Annotated in this window: 16 protein-coding genes; 7 read left to right on the forward strand and 9 right to left on the reverse strand. The window is 64.4% G+C overall.

The genetic code is table 11. The features are described 5' to 3' along the window. Positions 1–231: 231 nt before the first annotated feature. Together ACFO0J_RS03225 and ACFO0J_RS03230 are read left to right on the forward strand one after the other, a co-directional pair. Positions 232–2,142 (forward strand): hypothetical protein, encoded by a 1,911-nt coding sequence (locus ACFO0J_RS03225; protein WP_376811616.1) that lies wholly within the window; start codon positions 232–234, stop codon positions 2,140–2,142. A gap of 59 nt (positions 2,143–2,201) precedes the next feature. Further along, positions 2,202–3,089: a hypothetical protein gene (locus tag ACFO0J_RS03230; protein WP_376811617.1), complete on the forward strand. Its 888-nt coding sequence runs from the start codon at positions 2,202–2,204 to the stop codon at positions 3,087–3,089. Positions 3,090–3,222: 133 nt separating this feature from the next. Here the strand turns inward: ACFO0J_RS03230 and ACFO0J_RS03235 are convergent, their stop codons facing one another. The 6 genes from ACFO0J_RS03235 to ACFO0J_RS03260 all read right to left on the reverse strand — a co-directional run bounded on the left by ACFO0J_RS03235 (position 3,223) and on the right by ACFO0J_RS03260 (position 11,274). Beyond that, on the reverse strand, positions 3,223–5,010 hold the full coding sequence (locus tag ACFO0J_RS03235; RefSeq protein ID WP_376811618.1) for a retention module-containing protein: 1,788 nt from the start codon (positions 5,008–5,010) through the stop codon (positions 3,223–3,225). A gap of 200 nt (positions 5,011–5,210) precedes the next feature. Then, positions 5,211–5,858, reverse strand: a complete 648-nt coding sequence (locus ACFO0J_RS03240) for a response regulator transcription factor (protein WP_376811619.1) — start codon at positions 5,856–5,858, stop codon at positions 5,211–5,213. Positions 5,859–5,869: 11 nt separating this feature from the next. After that, complete coding sequence (locus tag ACFO0J_RS03245; RefSeq protein ID WP_376811989.1) at positions 5,870–7,156, reverse strand: HlyD family type I secretion periplasmic adaptor subunit; 1,287 nt, start codon at positions 7,154–7,156, stop codon at positions 5,870–5,872. Between the two features lie 77 nt (positions 7,157–7,233). Beyond that, positions 7,234–9,426: a type I secretion system permease/ATPase gene (locus tag ACFO0J_RS03250; RefSeq protein ID WP_376811990.1), complete on the reverse strand. Its 2,193-nt coding sequence runs from the start codon at positions 9,424–9,426 to the stop codon at positions 7,234–7,236. Between the two features lie 13 nt (positions 9,427–9,439). After that, positions 9,440–9,661: a hypothetical protein gene (locus ACFO0J_RS03255; protein ID WP_376811620.1), complete on the reverse strand. Its 222-nt coding sequence runs from the start codon at positions 9,659–9,661 to the stop codon at positions 9,440–9,442. 128 nt (positions 9,662–9,789) lie between these two features. Further along, positions 9,790–11,274, reverse strand: coding sequence for a TolC family outer membrane protein (locus tag ACFO0J_RS03260; protein ID WP_376811621.1), 1,485 nt, complete (start codon positions 11,272–11,274; stop codon positions 9,790–9,792). Positions 11,275–11,862: 588 nt separating this feature from the next. Here ACFO0J_RS03260 and ACFO0J_RS03265 point away from each other — a divergent pair. The 3 genes from ACFO0J_RS03265 to ACFO0J_RS03275 are packed head-to-tail and all read left to right on the forward strand — an operon-like array spanning position 11,863 to position 14,620. Further along, entirely contained in the window at positions 11,863–12,756 is an 894-nt protein-coding gene (locus tag ACFO0J_RS03265; protein WP_376811622.1) for an AEC family transporter, read from the forward strand. Between the two features lie 20 nt (positions 12,757–12,776). Further along, positions 12,777–13,283 carry a tRNA (adenosine(37)-N6)-threonylcarbamoyltransferase complex ATPase subunit type 1 TsaE gene (gene tsaE, locus ACFO0J_RS03270; RefSeq protein ID WP_376811623.1) on the forward strand — a complete coding sequence of 169 codons (507 nt, stop codon included), beginning with the start codon at positions 12,777–12,779 and terminating at the stop codon, positions 13,281–13,283. After that, positions 13,250–14,620: an N-acetylmuramoyl-L-alanine amidase gene (locus tag ACFO0J_RS03275; RefSeq protein WP_376811624.1), complete on the forward strand. Its 1,371-nt coding sequence runs from the start codon at positions 13,250–13,252 to the stop codon at positions 14,618–14,620. The genes tsaE and ACFO0J_RS03275 overlap by 34 nt, the downstream gene beginning before the upstream one ends. 9 nt (positions 14,621–14,629) lie before the next feature. Here the strand turns inward: ACFO0J_RS03275 and ACFO0J_RS03280 are convergent, their stop codons facing one another. Next, positions 14,630–15,274: a VTT domain-containing protein gene (locus ACFO0J_RS03280; protein WP_376811625.1), complete on the reverse strand. Its 645-nt coding sequence runs from the start codon at positions 15,272–15,274 to the stop codon at positions 14,630–14,632. Positions 15,275–15,301: 27 nt separating this feature from the next. On the opposite strand from ACFO0J_RS03280, the gene mutL reads away from it, so the two are divergent. Together mutL and miaA are read left to right on the forward strand one after the other, a co-directional pair. After that, complete coding sequence (gene mutL / locus ACFO0J_RS03285; RefSeq protein ID WP_376811626.1) at positions 15,302–17,251, forward strand: DNA mismatch repair endonuclease MutL; 1,950 nt, start codon at positions 15,302–15,304, stop codon at positions 17,249–17,251. Continuing rightward, the gene (gene miaA, locus ACFO0J_RS03290; protein ID WP_376811627.1) at positions 17,252–18,187 is read left to right on the forward strand and encodes a tRNA (adenosine(37)-N6)-dimethylallyltransferase MiaA; all 936 of its coding nucleotides are present in this window, start codon (positions 17,252–17,254) and stop codon (positions 18,185–18,187) included. A 29-nt stretch (positions 18,188–18,216) separates the two neighbouring features. Here miaA and ACFO0J_RS03295 read toward each other — a convergent pair whose 3' ends face one another. Next, entirely contained in the window at positions 18,217–18,705 is a 489-nt protein-coding gene (locus ACFO0J_RS03295; protein WP_376811628.1) for an NfeD family protein, read from the reverse strand. An 18-nt stretch (positions 18,706–18,723) separates the two neighbouring features. Then, positions 18,724–19,635, reverse strand: a complete 912-nt coding sequence (locus ACFO0J_RS03300; protein ID WP_376811629.1) for an SPFH domain-containing protein — start codon at positions 19,633–19,635, stop codon at positions 18,724–18,726. Positions 19,636–19,674 lie beyond the last annotated feature (39 nt).

Below are 19,674 nucleotides of genomic sequence, written 5' to 3' on the forward strand. Positions count from 1 at the left end.
AAAAGGTCTTGAACATCATGCCTGCGCAGGCCGCCGTTCAGCGCATGGGGGATCAATCCCGAAACACGTCTTCCAGCGTCGCGGCGTCCAAAATATTCAGCGGGTTAATCCTAAATAGCTTTTATGTATCAAAACGAAAAAAATAAGACTTTGTGAAATTGAATTCCCACTCTTGTCTGCCGCTCATCCACAGGCGGGCCACGCGTCAGCGCACCGTCAAGGAGATGAACCATGAAATGGACTACCGCCCTTGGGTATGCAGGACTGTTCGCGATCGGCCAGGCTCATGCCGACGTCACATGGGAAGTGCAGAACCGTTTTCCGCTGTTATCGAATACAGCATTCAGTGATCTGGTGGCATTGACGCAGGCAAATCCCGACCAGATCGCCCGCACGATCGCAACGGCTGATCGGTCCGACTTTAAATTTGCACGAAACACCGCATGGTTTCCCGAAGTTCAAACCTATATCACCCGGCAGGTATTGGCTGAAACTGCGCATATCAACGCCAAAACCAGTCTGAGCGGCCCCTCCTGCCAGTGGGAGCTGAGGGCGCAGAATGGCGATCTCGTCGCTCACGTCCAGGCTGCCTGTGCAGCAGAGATCAACATCCCTCAGCCCCTCCGGCTCAGCCAGCCCTACACCCTGCGGGTCACCCAGGACGAGTCCAAAGCAAGCGAATCCGCCGATATCCAGATCAACCCCAAACTGATCATCGCTCTCGGCGACTCATTCGCATCCGGCGAGGGCAATCCTGATCTACCCGCCAAACTCAACAGAACCTCGAAGGTGCCGAACCACGACTGGGCGATCGTCAAAGAACACAATGTGATGCCCACTTCATTGATCAAGCGCTCGGCAGAATGGTGGGACACGAACTGTCATCGATCGCTACGATCATGGCCCGCTCTAGCCGCCCTGCGCCAAGCGATCATTGATCCCCATACCGTCGTTCAGTTCGCATCCTTCGCGTGTTCCGGCGCCGAGGTCATCGACGGATTTCTGCTACCGCAGAAAAACCCGCCCGGCATGGAGCCGATGAAACCGATCGAGGGGGAACGCAACAGAAACCAGTGGCTGCGCAGCTCCCAGCAAAACGCACTGGCCCGGTTCCTATGCCAGGGACAAGAACTGCAATCAACCCTCGTGGCACAGCCCAAGGTACTGGGCGGCTATTTTGATACTTACTACGAGCGGCGCGCTGGCGCCGCCGCTGAAAACACCACGACCCGAATCACGTGCCTCGATCCCCGCCCCGTCGACACCCTCATGGTCCAATTCGGGGGAAACGACACCGGATTCTCCGGCATCGTGAAGTGGATTCTATACAGCGAAATAAACTATCGCGGCATCGCACGTATCTTGGAAGGCAGGGTGAACAAAAGCATTCGAGATGAACTCCGTCCGATCGAGCCGAAAACCACACTCGAACACATCCGGCTGCTCGATCCTCTGTATCGGCAGCTAGCCAATGAGTTGGAGGTATTGAAGATTCCGTGCTCGGCCGTCCACGTCATGGGATACACGACTCCCCTGCCCGGTATCCCTCTACCGGTGCCGGACAGCCAAAAACCGGCTCTGACAACATTATTGAAAGCGTGTAACGCACGCACACGAGACGGTAATCTGCCACTTCAGGCCCTGATCGCAGAAAAACTGGACAACCACCTGATCGCCCCACGGCATGATGGCGCCTATATGGGCATCAGCCCCAGCCGATTGATCACTGCGGTCCAGGATTACGTGAATCCCCTGATCAAAGCCCAACAGACTGCCGCGAGAAACCACGGGTGGAACTTCCATCTTCCAGAAACCGATCTGCCGGAACAAGACTGGGGTTTCTGCGCGGGCAGCCTCGAATGCCGGCAGGCGGGCGACCAGTGTCCGTTCGGCGACCGTGTCCGCTGGGCCTATCCTGAAAAGGAAGAACCTTGGGACAAGCAATCCCTCCCGCTGCCGCACCCTGCCGATTTCAAACCCTACGATCCCGATCGGCGGCGCGGCTTCCGGTACGGGATTGACGCAATGCTGACCTCGATCCGGTTACGCCAGACAGACCATACGGTCCTTGAGGACTGGCTCTACGGCATCGCTCACCCAACAGCAAGCCTGCACGCCAAATTGGCGGATCTCATCGAATAAAGATCCGCACTACCCAGCCCCTGCTGGTTCAAAGATGCTTCACCCAGAAGGAGATCACCATGATCCGTCCAGCCCTGGTCATCGCAATGTCATGTTTCCTGCTTACCGGCTGCGGCACCGCCCGCAAGCATCTTTCCGAGGGCTATGGCGTGCCGGATCTGGCCTCGGCCGACTTGAATCTGCAAGACACCCTGGTCCAGAAATTGACCACGCAAGGGGAAGGAGGCCAAGCCGCTTTGGTCGACAAAGGCTGTTTTGGCACCCCGGCCGCTCCGGATCAAAACCGCGGCACCTGCACGGCGCAAAGAAACCAGGCGATTGCGACGCTGATGCTGGCTTCGGACCAGATCTGCATGACACACCGCAGAAGCATTTACGGCAATGACGCCATTGCCAATACCGCGCTGGGCACATTGACCAATCTGTTTGCCGGAGCGGCGACCATCGCCACCGGCGAAAACCCCAAGACCATTTATGCCGCGCTGGCGCTGTTCTTCAATTCCGAGCGATCCCTGGTCAACGAGACGGTCTATAAACAGATGCTGGCTACGGCCATCGATCAGAAAATTGAGGACACCCGCAAAACCAAACGTGATGCGCTGAAGCTCTCTTTGGTCAAAGATATCTCGGACTATCCCATGCAAAGCGCGCTCACGGACATGATTGATCTGCACAACTCGTGTTCTTTCATGGAGGGCCTGAGACTTGCCCTGCAAGACGGCACAAGAACCCCGACCAAGGGAGAAAGAATTCTGGCCTTGAAACAGACGCTTGCCAGCATCGCCAACGAAATGACGGCCGCCTGCAAAGGGCAAGCTCCGGCAGCCGATCCCGGCGCACAAGCAAACCAGAGAGCCGATCAAACGCTCTGCACGGCGGCCGAGAAACGCTATAACACTGCCTCAAACGCCCTGAGCACGCTGGAGTCTTCGGCTGCGACGCCTTGATGCCTAGGTCTCGCCTGGCATCGGAGGCATGGGGAAAGGCGAGAGACAGGGTGCCAGGCGCGTCACAAGAAAATCCGCCCGCGCCCGGGAACCCAGGGACGGGCGGATGGCCAGCGCGGGATCGTCACTCCGATCAGTTGCTGTCGACCTTCAGTTTGCCGTCGTTGATGAGGCTGTTGATGAGCTGGGCTTGCGTGTCGTCGCCGTGACCCGCCGTCAGATCGACATCGTCGATGACGATACGCTGGTCGTGACTATCCACCACATGCCCCGTTGTACTGACGTCAATGACGGTGGAATGCCCGTCCTCTCCCTTGGAGATATTCAGGTACTGGGTCAGGTCAGCGTCATCCGTATGGCCTTTCAGCAAGTCGCTGAGATCCAGCGTATTCGTACCTTGGGCGCCATCGCCTGTGCCGAAATGCACGACACGGTCCTGGGTGGGATCGGTGTGGCGATTCTGGTCGCCCAGGGTCCAGGCGAGGACATCGTCCGTGCTGCTGCCTTCACGGCCCCGGGATGCCAGGAGACCCGCATCGCGGTGATCACCGGCATCGTCAGGAACGGCCGCGTCCAGACTCGCCAAAGAGGCTTCATGAGGCTCAGCCGCAGGGGACGGATTCGCATGACTGCCGTGCTGCACGATGGAAACATCATTGCCGATGGAGAAGCTGTCACCGACATTGCCCGCACCGACGACGATCCGCGTGATGGAGTGCCCCTCTTCAGCATCGATCTGCAGGCGACCGTTGATCAGGTCCTCCAGTGTGTAATGCTTCACGGCCGCAGGCAGGTCATCCCCGTCATAAAAGACGGCGATCCGCACGGATTCTGCAGCATCCAGACCAATTATGCTGAAACTCACCTGGGTGATATTCAGCGTGTCGCCGTCCGCCTCCGGCAGAAATTCCAGTGCCAGTTTTTCACCATACTGGCCGTCATCGTCGGTCCCGGGCGAGTCAGGGGTGTTCTCGATCGACAGGTCATTGAACCAGTCGCCACGCCCCTGGTTCATGACGCCGATGCTCCGCAGGTCCTGGCTGATATGAACCATGGCCTGCAAGTCGTCGCCGGGCTGATTATTGACATCGTTCGGTTTGTCCCAGTAGGAATGGCCTTTGTTGAAGACATCCTCCGGTCCATCGGAACGATCCTTGAACGCCATCAACCGCAACACGACGCCGTCTTGCGGTTTGGTTTTCAATACATAGTCGTACAGGGTCGTGCCTTTCTCGAAGGTCAGATCGGTCGATGTGCCGCCTTCGTTGCCGCCGCCTTCGTTGCCGCCGCCTTCGTTGCCGCCGCCTTCGTTGCCGCCGCCTTCGTTGCCGCCGCCTTCGTTGCCGCCGCCTTCGTTGCCGCCGCCTTCGTTGCCGCCGCCTTCGTTGCCGCCTGGAGCGCCGTCGCTGTCACCAGCGCCGGCCGCAACCGCTTCCGCGCCCGCGACGGCTCCGCCCAACAGGGTGAATTCCGGCGTGTCCACACCCGGACGCGGGTAGGCCAGGTCCAACGGGGTTACAGGCTCGATGAGGCTGGTCAGGCGCGCGACGGAAGATCCGCCGCCGCCACCGCCGGTCAACACGGCAGCGGTCGGGTCCAGAACCGCGAAAGGATCCTGGCCGGCGTCCAGTGCGGCCAGGACTTGAGCCGCGACCGCATCAGCCGGCGCCGCCACGGCATGATCGACCGGCACGGGATCAGCCTGCGCCAGATCCGCCGTCACCAGCATGTCCGTGTTCTGCCCCAGGATGACCGCCGGAATACCGTCAGCCTGAAGGATGATGGACGCGCCCTCGTCCGTCAGAATGCGGGCGTCGACGGGCACGCGCATGCCTTCCCGCAACGCGATCAGCGTGCCATCGGAGGTGCGCATCCAGGCTTTGCCTGTGACGTGGAGGATCTGAATCGTATCGGTAGCCAAAGAAATTCCCTGCAAAATGAATGCTTGGTAAACCACCGGGTTGTACCCGACCGTACCGTTTTATAAGGGTTAATACTAATAACCTCAGGAAAAACTGCCTATTGGCTGAAACGACAGGGTAGAAAGCACGATCTCGCGCGCAAAATGAGAAGCGCGGGACAAGCCCGCGCTCCGCATTCCGTTCACATCCGACACCAAGCCTAAACCCCCACGCCCTTCGCCGCTCCCTGGGTTGCAGTCTGGTCGATGCCGTGCACCCGCAGGGCCAGCATCAGGCGGTCGGTGACGCCCAGTTTCTCGAAGATGGCGGAGATGTGCGCGCGCACGGTGCGTTCGGTGATGCCCAGGACATCGGCGATGGACTGGTTGGAGTGGCCCAGGGCGACGTAGCGGGCGACGTCGCGTTCGCGCACGGTCAGGTCGCGCGCCCAGTCCTGGTTGGGTTCGGGCACTGCCTGGCCGATCTGGCTGAGCATGCGCGACAGCATGCTCTTGCCGACCCAGATCTCGCCGCCCATGACGTGGCGCAGGACGCGGTCCAGGCCGGTGAGCGGCATGTAGGCGTGCACATAGCCGGCTGCGCCGGCGACCAGGGCGCGCCGGCCCTCGGGGTCGCCGGGGTGGCTGCTGGCGACGACGACCTGCAGGCCGGTCGGCACGTCCGGGATGTCGGAACCGGCCTTGGGCAGCAGGCGGGCGTCCATGACGACCAGCACGCCGCGCCGTCCCCAGGGCGCCAGGTCGGTCAGGCGGTAGCCGCGCGCGGGCGCCCAACCCAGCCCATCCAGCCCGGCCCAGTGCTGGTACAGCGCATCATCGGCGGTCAACAACAGAACCGGTATCGTCATTGCGTATCCTCTCAGCGTTCGCGGAAGGCGTTGGAGTGCGCGCGCAGCACGGGTTTGAGCAGGTACTGCATCAGTGTGCGCTTGCCCGTCAGGATGTGGACTTCGGCCATCATCCCGGGGATGATGGGCCGTTCGTCACTGCCGACGTAGGCGGTTTCCGTACGGACCTTCACGATGTAATAGGAATTTCCCTTTTCATCGGTGATGGAGTCGGCGCCGATTTCCTCGACGTGGCCTTGCAGGCCGCCGTAGATGGAGAAATCGTAGGCCGTGAATTTGACCTCGGCCTTTTGTCCCGGATACAGGAAACCGATGTCGCGCGGATTGACCCGCACTTCGAGCAGCAGGGTGTCGTCCGACGGGACGATTTCCATGATGTCCTTGCCAGGCGTCACCACGCCGCCCACCGTGTTGGCCGTCAGGGTCTTGACGGTGCCGTTGACCGGCGAACGGATGTTGGACAGGGTCACGCGATCGACCAGGGCGACCTGGCTTTCCAGCAGGGCGGACAGTTTGGCGCGGGCGTCGGACAGGTCGGTGCGCGCCTGGTTGCGGAAGGTGACCTCGGTTTCGTTCAGCTTGGCCTCGGCCTCTTGGATCGAAGCATGGATCTTGTCGATCTGGGCGGCGGCGGATTTTTCTTCGCCGCAGAAGCGCGCGACGTCGCGCTGCAGGCGCAGCAAGTCCACCTGGGACACGGCGCCGCTGGACAGCAGCGGCTTGGTCATGGAGTACTCGCGCGAGGCCAGGGCGCAACTGGTGGCGGCCTGGTCGCGGTTGGCGATGGTGGAGCGCAGTTCCTGCTGGCGCTGATTGAGCTGTTCGCGGGCGACTTCCAGGTTGGCCTGCAGTTCTCGGACGCGGGCCTGCCAGACGTTGCGTTCCTGTTCGGCCAGGGCCGGCGCCTGGGCCTGGACGTCCTCGGGCGCCTGGTAGGGCGTGTCGGTGGCGATGGCTTCGAGGCGGGCGACCTTGGCCTTCAAGGCCAGGGACTCGGCGCGGTTTTCCCCCAGCGACGAGGAATAGCGCGTGGGGTCGATGCGCAGCAGGACCTGCTCTTTGGCGACCTTGTCACCGGGACGCACCAGGATTTCCTGGACGACGCCGCCGTCCAGGCTCTGGATGACCTGGACCTGGCGCGAGGGCACGACCTTGCCTTCGCCGCGCACGACCTCATCGATGTCGGCGGTCGAGGCCCAGGCGATCAGCACGCCCACGGTCAGCAGCGACATCCAGATCAGCATGCGCGAGCCGCGCGTGCGCTGCTGGCTGAGCGCCCAGGTGGCGTCGCCGATCATGTCGGCGCGGCCGCCCTCGTGCTTGGGGGCGAAGGACCGGCGCAGGCTGGAGAGAAAATCGGGCAGCATTCCCATCATCAGCTCCTGCGGGCGCCGCCGATGCGGCCCTGGCGCAGGGCCTCGACCACCTGGGCCTTGGGACCGTCGGCCACGATACGGCCATGGTCGATGACCATCAGGCGGTCGACCAGGTCCAGCAGAGACGTGCGGTGCGTGACCAGGATCAGGGTCTTGCCCTCGCTGGCGGCCCGCAGGCGGGTCTTGAGCTGGGCTTCGCTCTGGTGGTCCATATTGCTGCTGGGTTCATCGAGCAGCAGGATCTGTGGATCGTTGACCAGGGCGCGAGCGATGGCGATGGACTGGCGCTGGCCACCCGACAGGGAATCGCCGCGCTCGCCGACGATCATGTCGTAGCCTTCGGGATGACTGGCGGCGAACTCGTCCACGCCGGCCAGTTGGGACGCGCGCAGGACATCTTCGTCCGTGGCGAACGGCGAAGCAATCGTCAGGTTGTGCTTGAGCGTGCCGTAGAACAGCACCGGGTCCTGGGGCACGTAGCCGACGGCGCGGCGCACGTCGGCCGGGTCGATCTGGTTCAGGTCGATGCCGTCGATCAGGACGGCGCCGGACGTGGGCGCATAAAGCTTCAGGATCAGTTTTTCAAGCGTCGTCTTGCCCGAACCGATGCGGCCGATGATGCCGATCTTTTCACCGGGCTGGAAGCGGAAGCTGACGTTGTCCAGCGCCGCAAGCGAACTGTTGGGATAGGCGAAGGTGACGCCCTGGAATTCGATGCCGCCCTTGAGCACGGGTCGCGGCATGAAGGAGCGATCCGCCGGGCGCTCGACCGGCATGCCCATGTAGTTGTCGATGGACTTCAGGGATGCCTTGGCATTGTGGTACTGCATCATCAGGCCGACGACCTGCCCCAGCGGCGCCAGGCAGCGCCCGGAAATCATCGAGGCCGCGATGATGCCGCCCATGGTCATGCCTTCCTGGACCAGGTAGACGCCCACCACGACCACGGAAATATTGACCAGTTGCTGGCAGGTCTGCACGAAGCTGACGGTGACCGAGGAGGTCAGCTTGATGTGCGCGCCCAGTTCGGCCAGCCAGCGGGTGGATTCTTCCCACATGCGCTGGGTATGGCTCTGGGCGTTCAGGGCCTTGACGGTTTCCATGCCGTTCAGGGCCTCGATCAGGCCGGCGTTGCGCTGCGCCCCGGCCTGGAAGGTTTCGAGGGTCATTTTCTCGACCCGTGCCAGGGAGAACAGCGACACGGCCAGGATCACGACGATGGCCACCAGGGGCGGCAGCACCATCCAGGGCGAGATCCAGGCCAGCACGGCCAGGAACAGCAGCACGAAGGGCAGGTCCACCAGCGTGGTCAGGCTGGCCGAGGCGATGAAGTCGCGCACGGATTCAAAGGAGCGCAGGTTCGAGGCAAAGGACCCCACGGACACGGGCCGGCTTTCCATGCGCAGGTCCAGGACCTGTTCCATGATGCGCGAGGACAGCTCGACGTCCACCCGCTTGCTGGCGATGTCCACGACATAGGCGCGGATCGCGGTCAGCACCAGGTTGAAGACCATGGCCAGGGCGATGCCGATGGTCAGCGCCCACAGCGTTTCGACGGCGCTGTTGGGGATGACGCGGTCGTAGATGTTCATCGTGTACAGCGGCATGACCAACGCGAAGATGTTGATCAGCACGGCGGCGGCCACGGCGTCGCGGTAGAGCTTCCAGTTGCCCAGCATCGCGGCCCAGAACCAGTGGCCGCTGCGCGCCTTCATATGGGCGTCCTGGGTGCGGTCTTCGGTGCGATAGCGCGGCTGCACGAAACAGGCCAGGCCGGCATATTCGGCTTCCAGTTCGGCGCGCGGGACTTCGACGGGTTCGGCCGCCTCGGGGTAATGCACCAGGTAGTGGTCGCCGCGCTCCAGGATCAGCACGCAGGCGCGCTGGTTCTTGAGAAACAGGATGGCCGGCATGACGCTGCGCGACCAGTTGCCCAGGGCGCGGCGCACGATGCGGGCGCTGCACTGGGCGCGGCCGGCGGCGCGGCCCAGCAGGGACGGCGTCAGGCGCTGGTCGACCAGCGGCAGCCCCGAGGACAGTTGCTGGGCGGTGCAGGGCCGCCCCAGCAGCCGGGTGATCAGGGCCAGGCTGGCCAGCAGGGAATCATCATGCAACTGATGCGGCGTGGCGCCCGGCAGTTCAGGCGCCGGGGCAGCGCCCAACGGTTGGGAAGCTTCGGGTTGAGCAGCCATGGCGGCAGCGGCATCAGAAGAGGGCATCGTCGTCGGAAATCAGGTTCAGCGCGCCTTGCAGCCGCTGGCGGGTGCGCTTGCGTTCGGCAAGCTTTTCCAGCGCCTGGGGCGGCAGGTCGGTCAGGCGCAGGGCCCCGTTGGCGATCAATGCGTCGATCAGATCTTCCAGGACGCGGATGAATCCAGCGTCCAGGTCTGAGAGATCCTGTTTGAAACGATCCTGATCGGAGGCCATCGGCGTTCCCCTATGCGGCAGGGAAAGCCGGGCCGCCGCGACTGCGGCGGGCGACCGGACCTTCACCTTCTGTCCGGGCTGCGAGGCCCGGGCATTGCTTGCTATGACAAAGACAAAGTCTTTGAAACTTAGTTCCAGCCACTGGCCTTGCCGGGCTTGCCCGCGGGGGCCAGCACGGGCGGCTTGAGGCCGGACTGGTAGTTGACCTGGACGGGCTGCAGGTTGCGGAGGTCGGACAGCGGCGTCACGCAGGCCTTGAGGATCTCGTCCGGGAATTCGAGCTTGGCGGCTTCGTCAGGCTTTTCCTGGTAGGGGTCGGCCAGACCCAGCGCCGGCAGCACCTGGTTGGACAGCGCCAGCCAGCGGTATTCGGCCGTACGCAGATCGTAGATCCCGTTGGTGAGCGCGCGCCGGGCATCGAACAGTTCGTTTTCGGTGTCGAGCAGGTCCAGCAAGGTGCGCTGGCCGATCTTGAATTGTTGCATGTAGGCAACGCGCACTTGGGCGATGTCGCGTTCATGCTGTTGCAGGAAGGGCATCTGCTGGCGCAGGCGCACGACGTTGTTCCAGGAGATGGCGAGTTCCTGCTGGACGTTGCGGCAGGTGTAATCGCGCACGTCCCGGGCCGCATAGGTCTGGGCCGCGGTCTGGCGCACGCGCGCCGTGTCCGCGCCGCCGCGGAACAGGTTGAACGACGCCATCAACTGGACGTTGGAGCTGCGCGTGCTCTCGTCGTTGGTGTAGGGCGGATCGGAGCGGTCGCGGCCGGTCGCGGCGCGCAATTCCAGCGTGGGGGAGAAGCGGCCCTGCGCCGAAGCCTTGCCGCGTTCGGCCGCCTGGACCAGCGCCTGTTTCGCCAGCACGGTGGGGCTGACGCGCACGGACTGGGTGAAATCGGTCGGGTTCGTGGGCAGCGAGCCGGCGACGTCAGGCGCCTCGGCCAGGGTCTCGGCCGGGACCTGTCCGACGACGCGCTGGTAGCGCTGGGTGACGTCGTTCAGGTTGCCCGCGGCCGTCATGAGATTGGTCTGCGCCAGAGCCAGGCGGGCCTGGGCCTGGACCTCGTCCACCCCACGGCCGACGCCCGAAGAACTGCGCTCGGAGATCTGGCCCAGGATGTCTTTGTGCAGGTTGTAGTTCTGCTGCGCCAGGTTGACCTGTTCGCGATAGCGCTGGACGTCCAGGTAGGCCTGGACCGCCTGCTGGGCCAGATCGTCGACCGTGGCCTTCAGGGTGTAGTAGTCGGCCAGCTTTTCAAAGCCCAACTGGCGCACGTCGTTGATCGTGGAAAAACCGTCGAACAGCAACTGGCGCAGGGACAGGCTGTAGCCGTTGCGGTTCCAGTCGGTGGAGCCGTTGTTGCTGGTGCTGCCCCGGTATTCACGACCCGTCCAGCCCTGCAGATTGACTTCGGGCAGCAAGGCGCCGCGGCGGACCTTCTGGCCTTCGAGGCCGGACTGGAAGTTGTGGAATTGCGCGCCGACCTCGGGATTGTGGAGGACGGCCGTCTCGACCGCCTGGGTCAGCGTGGCATTGTCGGCAAAGGCTGCGGGGGCGAATACAACGGCAAGCGCCGTCCAAAGGACAGACAACGTCGTTTTATGGCTGGTCATGTTCAATGCTCCTGAACTCGGGAACCAGGACGGCCCTGGGGCCGCCGCGTCTTGTTTGAGAATTACGCACCCGGATCGCTCACAAAGGAGAGCGCCTGGAATCGGTACGGGTGCTGGCACCATGATCGACGGATTGAGGGCGTCGAAGACCGATGATGCCGTGCCTATGGGAAGACGGTGCAACCGCCGCAACGCATCAGTATCGGATATGCATGGGAGTAGACATGACTCGATCCAATGGCAAGTCGGAGCCCCTGGCTTCCGGCCAGAGTTCTTGAAGCATGAACTTGCGTCTTGGTACGTTTCAGAATCAAAACGTAGGGACATTGTACGAATCTGAGGCAAGTGTGACTAGTATTGACTTCGATCAAAACCGCGTAATTGACATTATTTAAGGGTATATCCCATGCCGAGTGCCTGGAATTAAAGGGTTCAGGCGCGGTTTCAAAGACTCACGCCGTGTCCAGGGCAGCCGTCCCGGCCGGCGGCGCCTCCGCGCACGGATGCCGCGCAAGCCACGTACAATCGTGTCAGTCCTCCCGGCATGCCGGCCTCGTCCGACACGCCGGTCCCGCCCTGCCGCCGCCCATGTCCGTCATCCTGCTCATCCTGCCCGATTTCCTGCTGATCGCCCTGGGCTGGGTCCTGCTGCACCGCCTGGGATTCGACCGGGCTTTCTTCGCCGGGGCGGAAAAGCTGGTCTATTTCATCCTGTTCCCCGCCCTGCTGTTCCATTCGATCACCCGCACGCCGTTGGATCTGGGCAACACTACGGTGTTGCTGGCCGCCACGGTCGGCGTGATGCTCGGCGGCATCGCCCTGGCCTGGCTGGGCCGCCTGGTCGTGCGCCCGGACCCGGCGGCGCACGCCTCGGTCGCCCAGTGCGGCTTTCGCTTCAACACCTATCTGGCCCTGTCCCTGGCGGGCGGCCTGCCCTGGCCGGGCGCGCAGACGACCATGGCCGTGTTCGTGGGCTTTGCCGTGCCGATCAGCAATATCGGCGCGGTGCACGCCCTGGCCACCCGGCACGGCGGGGGCGCGCTGCGGGAAATCGTCCGCAACCCCTTCATCCTGGCCACGCTGGCCGCGCTGGCCTGCAATTTCCTGCGCGTGCCCATCCCCCACGTCCTGGACGTCGCGCTGGGACGGCTGGGGGCCTGCGCCCTGGCCATCGGCCTGCTGTGCGTGGGCGCCACCCTGTCCCTGCAGGGCGGACGCGCCCATGCGCCGCTGATGACCTGGATGGTGACGGCCAAGCTGGTCCTGCTGCCGCCGATTGCGCTGGCGCTGGCCTGGGCGCTGGACCTGTCGGCCGGCGAGCGGCTGGTGCTGGTCCTGTTCAGCGCCCTGCCCACGGCTTCCTCGGCCCACGTGCTGGCCGCCCGCATGGGCGGCGACGGCCGGCTGGTGGCGGTCACCATGTCGATCGGCACGCTGCTGTCGGCCGTGACCCTGCCGCTGTGGCTGGACGCCGTGTCTTGAAACCTGGAAGGCTCATCCCGATGACGACCCCGTTCTCCTCGATTGACTGGTCCCTGCCGGACGAAGACGCCACCGTCGCCCTGGCGCAACGCTTGGCTGAACAGGTCTGCGGCCGGACGCCGGACGGCCCCGCCGCCGGAGGCCGCATCCATCTGCGCGGCGAGCTGGGCGCGGGCAAAACCAGCCTGGCGCGCGCCCTGCTGCGGGCCGGCGGAGTGACCGGCCGAATCAAGAGTCCCAGCTACGCGCTCCTTGAAAGCTATAACGTTTCTAACTTATACTTCTATCACTTTGATTTCTATAGATTTAGCGATGCGCATGAATGGCGGGACGCGGGTTTCGACGAACTGCTGGCCGAAAACGCGGTCGTCCTGATCGAATGGCCCGAGCAAGCCGGCACGCGTCTGCCGCCCCCGGACCTGGACATCCGCCTGGAATACGCCGGCACCGGTCGACACGCCCGCTTGACCGCCTGCAGTGAAAAAGGACAACAATGGCTGACGCATCTGGACACGCCACGCCGATGAATACCCCCGCCGTCCCCCTGCGGCGCAAGATGATCGCGGGCGGCGCCGCCCTGTTGCTGCTGCCTGTCGTGCCGCGCCTGGCGCGGGCCGCCACCATCCTGGCGGTGCGGACCTGGCCGGCCGACGAATACACGCGCGTGACCCTGGAAATGGACACCGAGCTGAAGGCCGAGCACTTCACGCTCGACAACCCGCATCGCCTGGTGGTGGACATCGAGGGCCTGCGGCTGAACCCCGCCCTGAACGATCTGGTGTCCAAGATCCGGCCCAACGATCCCTACATCAGCACCGTGCGCGCGGGCCAGAACCGCCCCGACGTGGTGCGCCTGGTGTTCGACCTGAAGCAGGACGTGGCGCCGCAGGTCTTCACCCTGAAGCCGATCGGTGAATACAAGTACCGCCTGGTGCTGGACCTGTACCCGAAGGTCGCGCAGGACCCCTTGATGGCCCTGCTGAAGGACGCGGACAACGACCCGCTGGCCGGCATCCTGGAAAGCCTCGCCCAGAACAGCCCCACCGAGGCCCCCATCCCCTCGGTCGAAGGGCAGAAGCTGCCGCCGGTCGTCGCGCGCAAGCAGCCCGACGAGCCCACGCCGCCGCCCCAGCCGCGCGCAGCGCCCGGCGTGCGCACCGGCCGGCCGATCCTGATCGCGCTGGATCCCGGCCACGGCGGCGAAGACCCGGGCGCCATCGGCAAGCGCGGCACGCGCGAAAAAGACGTCGTCCTGCAGATCGCGCACCGGCTGAAAAAACTGATCGACGCCCAGCCGAACATGCGCGCCTACCTGACCCGCGACCGCGATTATTTCGTGCCGCTGAACGTGCGGGTGCAAAAGGCCCGCCGCGTACAGGCGGACCTGTTCATCTCCATCCACGCGGACGCCTGGATCAAGCCCTCCGCACGCGGCTCATCGGTCTGGGCGCTGTCGCAAAACGGCGCCACCAGTTCCGCCGCCCGCTGGCTGGCGAAAAAGGAAAACGACGCCGACCTGATCGGCGGAGTGAACCTGGGCGCGCACAACGCCCAGGTGGCCAAGGTGCTGCTGGACCTGTCCACGGGCGCGCAGATCAACGATTCGATCCGGGTCGGCACCCAGGTCCTGGGCGAGATCGGCAAGATCAACCAGTTGCACAAGAACCGCATCGAACGCGCCGGTTTCGCCGTGCTGAAGGCGCCGGACATCCCCTCGATCCTGATCGAGACCGCCTTCATCAGCAACCCCCAGGAAGAACAGCTGCTGCGCACCGCAGCGCACCAGCAGCGCATTGCCAATGCCGTGCTCAGCGGGGTCAAGGATTATTTTTCGGCGCAGCCCGCGCTGGCGCGGCGAGACTGAGGCGGGTGTTCAAGCCTCTCCGGTCTTCTTGCTGCGCAGCAGCTTCCATAGCACGCCACCGACCGCCGGGACGGCGGCCGCCCCCACGCCGATCAGCACGATGGTGTTGAGGTGCTCCTTGATGATGGGCACGTTGCCGAAGAAATACCCCAGGGTGATCAGGCCGGCGACCCAGATGACGGCGCCCAGGGCGTTGTAGAACTGGAAAGTCAGCCAGCGCATGGCCGCGACCCCGGCCACAAAGGGCGCAAAAGTCCGGAACAGCGGCAAAAACCGTGACAGCACGATGGTCTTGCCGCCGTGCTTTTCATAGAAGGCGTGGGTTTTGATCAGGGCCTTGCGGTCCAGAAAGCGATAGTCGCGTGAAAAAACCTTGGGACCGATGAAACGCCCCACCTGGTAATTGACGGTATTGCCCAGGATCGCGGCCGCGATCAGGATGCCGCCCATCAGGACCGGGTCCAGCAGGCCGGAGGCGCCAAAGGCCCCGGCGATGAACAACAGCGAATCCCCAGGCAGGAACGGCAGCACGACCAGCCCCGTTTCGCCAAAGATGATGCAGGCCAGAATCAGGTAGATCCAGGCGCCGTATTCGGCCACCCAGACGCCCAGGTGCTGGTCGATGTGCAGGATGAGTTGGAACAGTTCAGCCATTTGGACTTGCTCACTATAATCGTTTTCATGATACGAACCATTGCCGCCCTGCCCGACGTCCTGATCAGCCAGATTGCTGCGGGCGAAGTCATCGAACGCCCCGCCTCCGTGCTGAAGGAACTGCTGGAAAACGCCTTGGATGCGGGCGCCCGGGCCGTGGAAATCCGCCTGGACGGCGGCGGCATCCGCCGTATTTTAGTCGCCGACGACGGCCACGGGATTCCGCCCGATCAAATGCACCTGGCGCTGCAACAACACGCGACCAGCAAGATCACGTCCCTGGCGGAACTGGAATCGGTCGCCACCATGGGATTCCGGGGCGAGGCCCTGGCCTCGATCGCCTCGGTCGCCCAGTTGACCCTGACGTCCCGCACCGATGGGGATACGCAGGCCTGGCAGATCACCGCAGGCCAGACGGAACCGACCCCGGCGGCGGGGCCCGTGGGCACGCGCGTGGACGTGCGCCAGTTGTTCGATCACATCCCCGCGCGGCGCAAGTTCCTGCGCAGCGATCAGACCGAATACGGCCACTGCCTGGGCGCCGTCGAGCGCATCGCGCTGGCGCACCCCCAGGTGGCCCTGCGCCTGTTCCACAACGACAAGCCGCAGCGCAACTGGCCGGCCACCGACATCCACGGTCGCATCCGCGACGTGCTGGGCGAGGAATTCACGACCCAGAGCCTGCCGGTGTCCGCTGAACAAGGACTGGTCGCACTGGAAGGCTGCATCACGCGCCCGACCTTCGCCCGCAACCGCGCCGACCGGCAATACCTGTATGTCAACGGCCGCTTCGTGCGCGACCGCACGGTGTCGCACGCGGTGCGCCAGGCCTACGCCGATGTGCTGCACGGCGACCGCCAGCCGGCTTTCGTGCTGTTCCTGACGCTGGACCCGGCCGGGGTGGATGTGAACGTGCATCCGGCCAAGCACGAGGTGCGCTTTCGCGACAGCGGGGCGGTGCACCGCTATGTCTCCCAGACCCTGGGCGAGGCCCTGGCCGGGCGCGGCGGCGCCGCCGTGGACGGTCCGGTCGATGCGCCGCCTGCGCCGACGGATGGGGATGGGGATGCGGCTGTCGAACGGGCGCCGGACGAACGGGCGCCGAACGATTCAGCGCCGCGCACCGCGCCGCCCGCAGCAGATGCGGCCTGGGCGCCTGCCGCGCCCGCCCGGTCCGGCACGACTTTTTCCAGTGCTTCGGGTGCTGCCCGCCCCGCATCCCCCTACCCCGCCCGGATCCCGGTTCAACAGCGTTTTCCGCTGAACGACCGGATCTCGGCCCAGGACTGGCGCAAGCTGTACCAGCCGCTGGACGGGGCGGACGCGGCGGACGCGAAGCAAGAAGCCCCTGCTCCGAACCGTGCGACACCGACTGATCCGGCCCGGGAAGACGATCACCCCCTGGGCATGGCCCTGGGCCAATTGCACGGCATCTACATCCTGGCCCAGAACGCGCGCGGCCTGATTCTGGTGGACATGCACGCCGCGCACGAGCGCGTCGTCTACGAATCGCTGAAGCTGGCCCTGGATCAGGCGCCCCTGCCGGCGCAGGAACTGCTGGTGCCGGTGGTGTTCACCGCCTCGGAAGTCCAGGTGGCCACCGCCCAGGCGCACCAGGACACGCTGGATGCCCTGGGCCTGCGGATCCGCGCCACCGGCCCGGCCTCGCTGGCCGTGCGCGCCGTGCCGGCCCTGCTGGCGCGAGGCGACATCGAATCCCTGGCGCGCGGCGTGCTGGCCGACGTCGAGCGCATCGGCCATTCGGCCCGGCTGACCGAGCAGCGCAACGAACTGCTGTCCACCATGGCCTGCCACGGCGCGGTGCGCGCCCACCGGCGGCTGACGATCGACGAGATGAACGCCTTGCTGCGCCAGATGGAACACACCGAACGCGCCGACCAGTGCAACCACGGCCGTCCGACCTGGTTCCAATGGAGCCTGGGCGATCTGGACAAGCTGTTCATGCGGGGGCAGTAGGTGCCCCCTGTCCTGATCTGCCTGGCCGGTCCGACGGCCTCCGGCAAGTCCGCCGCCGCCCTGGCCCTGGCCGAACGCCGGCCCATCGAACTCATCGTGATGGACTCGGCGACGATCTATCGCGGCATGGACATCGGCACGGCCAAGCCCACGGCCGAGGAACAGGCGCGGGTGCCGCACCACCTGCTGGACATCCGCGACCCGGTGCAAGCCTATTCCGCCGCCGAATTCGCCCGGGACGCCGCCGCGCTGGCGCAAGACATCCGCGCGCGCGGCCGCATCCCCCTGCTATGCGGCGGCACCATGCTGTACTACAAGGCCCTGCGCGAAGGCTTGAACGACCTGCCCGAGGCCGACCCGGCCATCCGCCGCCGACTGGACGAAGAAGCGCTCGAACGCGGCTGGCCCGCCCTGCACGCCGAGCTGGCGGGCGTAGACCCCGTCACGGCCGCCCGGCTGGCGCCCAATGACAGCCAGCGCCTGCAACGCGCGCTGGAGGTCTGGCGCGGCAGCGGCCGGACCCTGAGCGACTGGCTGACCGAACCGCCGCGCCCCGCCCTGCCCGGCTGGCGCTTCGAAACCATCAGCCTGGAACCTTCCGACCGATCCGTCCTGCACGCGCGCATCGCACAGCGCTACCAGGCCATGATAGTCGCGGGCCTGCTGGACGAAGTCCGCGCCCTGCGCACGCGCCCGGACCTGCATCCGGGCCTGCCCTCGATCCGCTGCGTGGGCTACCGCCAGCTCTGGGACCACCTGGACGGTCGCGCAAGCCTGGACGAAGCGGTCGAACAGGCCATCGCCGCCACCCGCCAACTGGCCAAACGGCAGATCACCTGGCTGCGCTCGCTGCCGGAACGCAAGACCGTTGATTGCCTGTCGGATCGGGCGGCGGCTGAAGTCGCACGGCACTGCGCCCGGATACTGGGCGACTGATCGCCGGGCGACTGATCAAGTGAGACTGATCAGTTGCTTGTCGGCTCAACCAGGAACTTGCCGTCCTGGTAAGCCAGAATCACCACGAACTGGCCTTCCTTCAAGGGATGCCGGGAAATGACCCCATAGGTCGTATCCTCCAGCCGGATCCTGCCGAGACAGCCGGGCTGCGATGCTTGATGCGCATCTGCAAACACCTGAACAACCTGAACGTGTCGCCCTGCGTACTGCGAGAGACCGGCATTCAGTGCGGAGGGAGCCGCTTGCCGCGCACGATTCTGCAGATAGATGCCGGCCAGCACCCAGCCGAACAGGGCGACCACGAAAATAATGATCTGGACCGCCAGCGGAACACCGGGAAGGTCGGCGAATGCAACGACGGAAACGCCGGTTGTGATCAGCCCGCCGCCGACCCAGAACAAATAGACCCCGGGGACGATGAGCTCGAGGCCCATGACAATCACGCCCAGGATCAGCCAGATCCACGGATTGTTGAAAATCACGTTCAAGAATTCCATGAATCTGATTCCGTCCGCTTATTTTCCGGCGGTCTTCAGCATTTCCGCCACCCCGGCAATGGCGCCCGTGACACCGCCGGCCTCCAGGGGCATGAGCACCAGCTTGCTATTGGGCGAAGAGCCGATCTCCTGGAGGGCGGCCACATATTTCTGGCCCAGGAAATAGTTGATGGCCTGCTGATTGCCTTCTTGCAAGGCTTTCGAGACGACTTCGGTTGCCCGGGCTTCGGCCTCGGCCTCGCGCTCACGGGCCTCGGCATTGAGCACGGCGGCCTCTTTCTCGCCCTCGGCGCGCAGCACGGCGGCTTGCTTTTCACCCTCGGCCTTCAGCACCTCGGCCTCTTTGCGGCCATTGGCTTCCGTCACCAGGGCGCGGCGCTTGCGCTCGGCCGTCATCTGCAAATTCATGGCTTCCTGCAACTCGGACGACATGCTCAGATCGCGGATTTCGATGCGGGTGATCTTCACCCCCCACGGCGCGGTCGCTTCGTCCACGGCTTCCAGCAGCCTGGCATTGATCATTTCACGATTGCTGAGCATGTCATCGAGCTGCATCGAGCCCAGGACGGAGCGCAGGTTGGTCGTCGTCAGATTGACGATGGCGGTGGTCAGGTTGTCGATCTGGTAGGCCGCTTTCGCAACTTCGTCGATTCGATAGAACACGACCCCGTCAGCCGTCACGGCGACGTTGTCCTTCGAGATGACGCTTTGAGAAGGCACGTCCAGCACGGATTCCATGACGGTCAGCCTTTTGCCGATCACGTCGATGAACGGCACGATCAGGCCCAGGCCGGGATCCAGGGTCCGGGTGTAGCGGCCGAAACGCTCGACCGTCCATTTCTGCCCCTGGGGAACGACCTTGATACCGGCGGAAAACGTCGCCATGACCACGATGGCCAGGACGACGAGAAAAATAAGGGAACCGCTCATGGATGACTCCAAAGTTCAAAACGACACGCCGGGATACGG

Origin of the sequence: Castellaniella hirudinis (assembly GCF_042651965.1) — a bacterium.
Lineage (GTDB): Bacteria > Pseudomonadota > Gammaproteobacteria > Burkholderiales > Burkholderiaceae_B > Castellaniella > Castellaniella hirudinis.

What these genes read in the sequence shown, in the direction of transcription:
- ACFO0J_RS03295 (WP_376811628.1), bottom strand. Translation starts at nt 18,705, where the DNA reads ATGGAATTCTTGAACGTGATTTTCAACAATCCGTGGATCTGGCTGATC.
- tsaE (WP_376811623.1), top strand. Translation starts at nt 12,777, where the DNA reads ATGACGACCCCGTTCTCCTCGATTGACTGGTCCCTGCCGGACGAAGAC.
- ACFO0J_RS03255 (WP_376811620.1), bottom strand. Translation starts at nt 9,661, where the DNA reads ATGGCCTCCGATCAGGATCGTTTCAAACAGGATCTCTCAGACCTGGAC.
- ACFO0J_RS03250 (WP_376811990.1), bottom strand. Translation starts at nt 9,426, where the DNA reads ATGGCTGCTCAACCCGAAGCTTCCCAACCGTTGGGCGCTGCCCCGGCG.
- ACFO0J_RS03225 (WP_376811616.1), top strand. Translation starts at nt 232, where the DNA reads ATGAAATGGACTACCGCCCTTGGGTATGCAGGACTGTTCGCGATCGGC.
- mutL (WP_376811626.1), top strand. Translation starts at nt 15,302, where the DNA reads ATGATACGAACCATTGCCGCCCTGCCCGACGTCCTGATCAGCCAGATT.
- ACFO0J_RS03260 (WP_376811621.1), bottom strand. Translation starts at nt 11,274, where the DNA reads ATGACCAGCCATAAAACGACGTTGTCTGTCCTTTGGACGGCGCTTGCC.
- ACFO0J_RS03280 (WP_376811625.1), bottom strand. Translation starts at nt 15,274, where the DNA reads ATGGCTGAACTGTTCCAACTCATCCTGCACATCGACCAGCACCTGGGC.
- ACFO0J_RS03265 (WP_376811622.1), top strand. Translation starts at nt 11,863, where the DNA reads ATGTCCGTCATCCTGCTCATCCTGCCCGATTTCCTGCTGATCGCCCTG.
- ACFO0J_RS03245 (WP_376811989.1), bottom strand. Translation starts at nt 7,156, where the DNA reads ATGATCGGCGACGCCACCTGGGCGCTCAGCCAGCAGCGCACGCGCGGC.
- ACFO0J_RS03275 (WP_376811624.1), top strand. Translation starts at nt 13,250, where the DNA reads ATGGCTGACGCATCTGGACACGCCACGCCGATGAATACCCCCGCCGTC.
- ACFO0J_RS03230 (WP_376811617.1), top strand. Translation starts at nt 2,202, where the DNA reads ATGATCCGTCCAGCCCTGGTCATCGCAATGTCATGTTTCCTGCTTACC.
- ACFO0J_RS03240 (WP_376811619.1), bottom strand. Translation starts at nt 5,858, where the DNA reads ATGACGATACCGGTTCTGTTGTTGACCGCCGATGATGCGCTGTACCAG.
- ACFO0J_RS03300 (WP_376811629.1), bottom strand. Translation starts at nt 19,635, where the DNA reads ATGAGCGGTTCCCTTATTTTTCTCGTCGTCCTGGCCATCGTGGTCATG.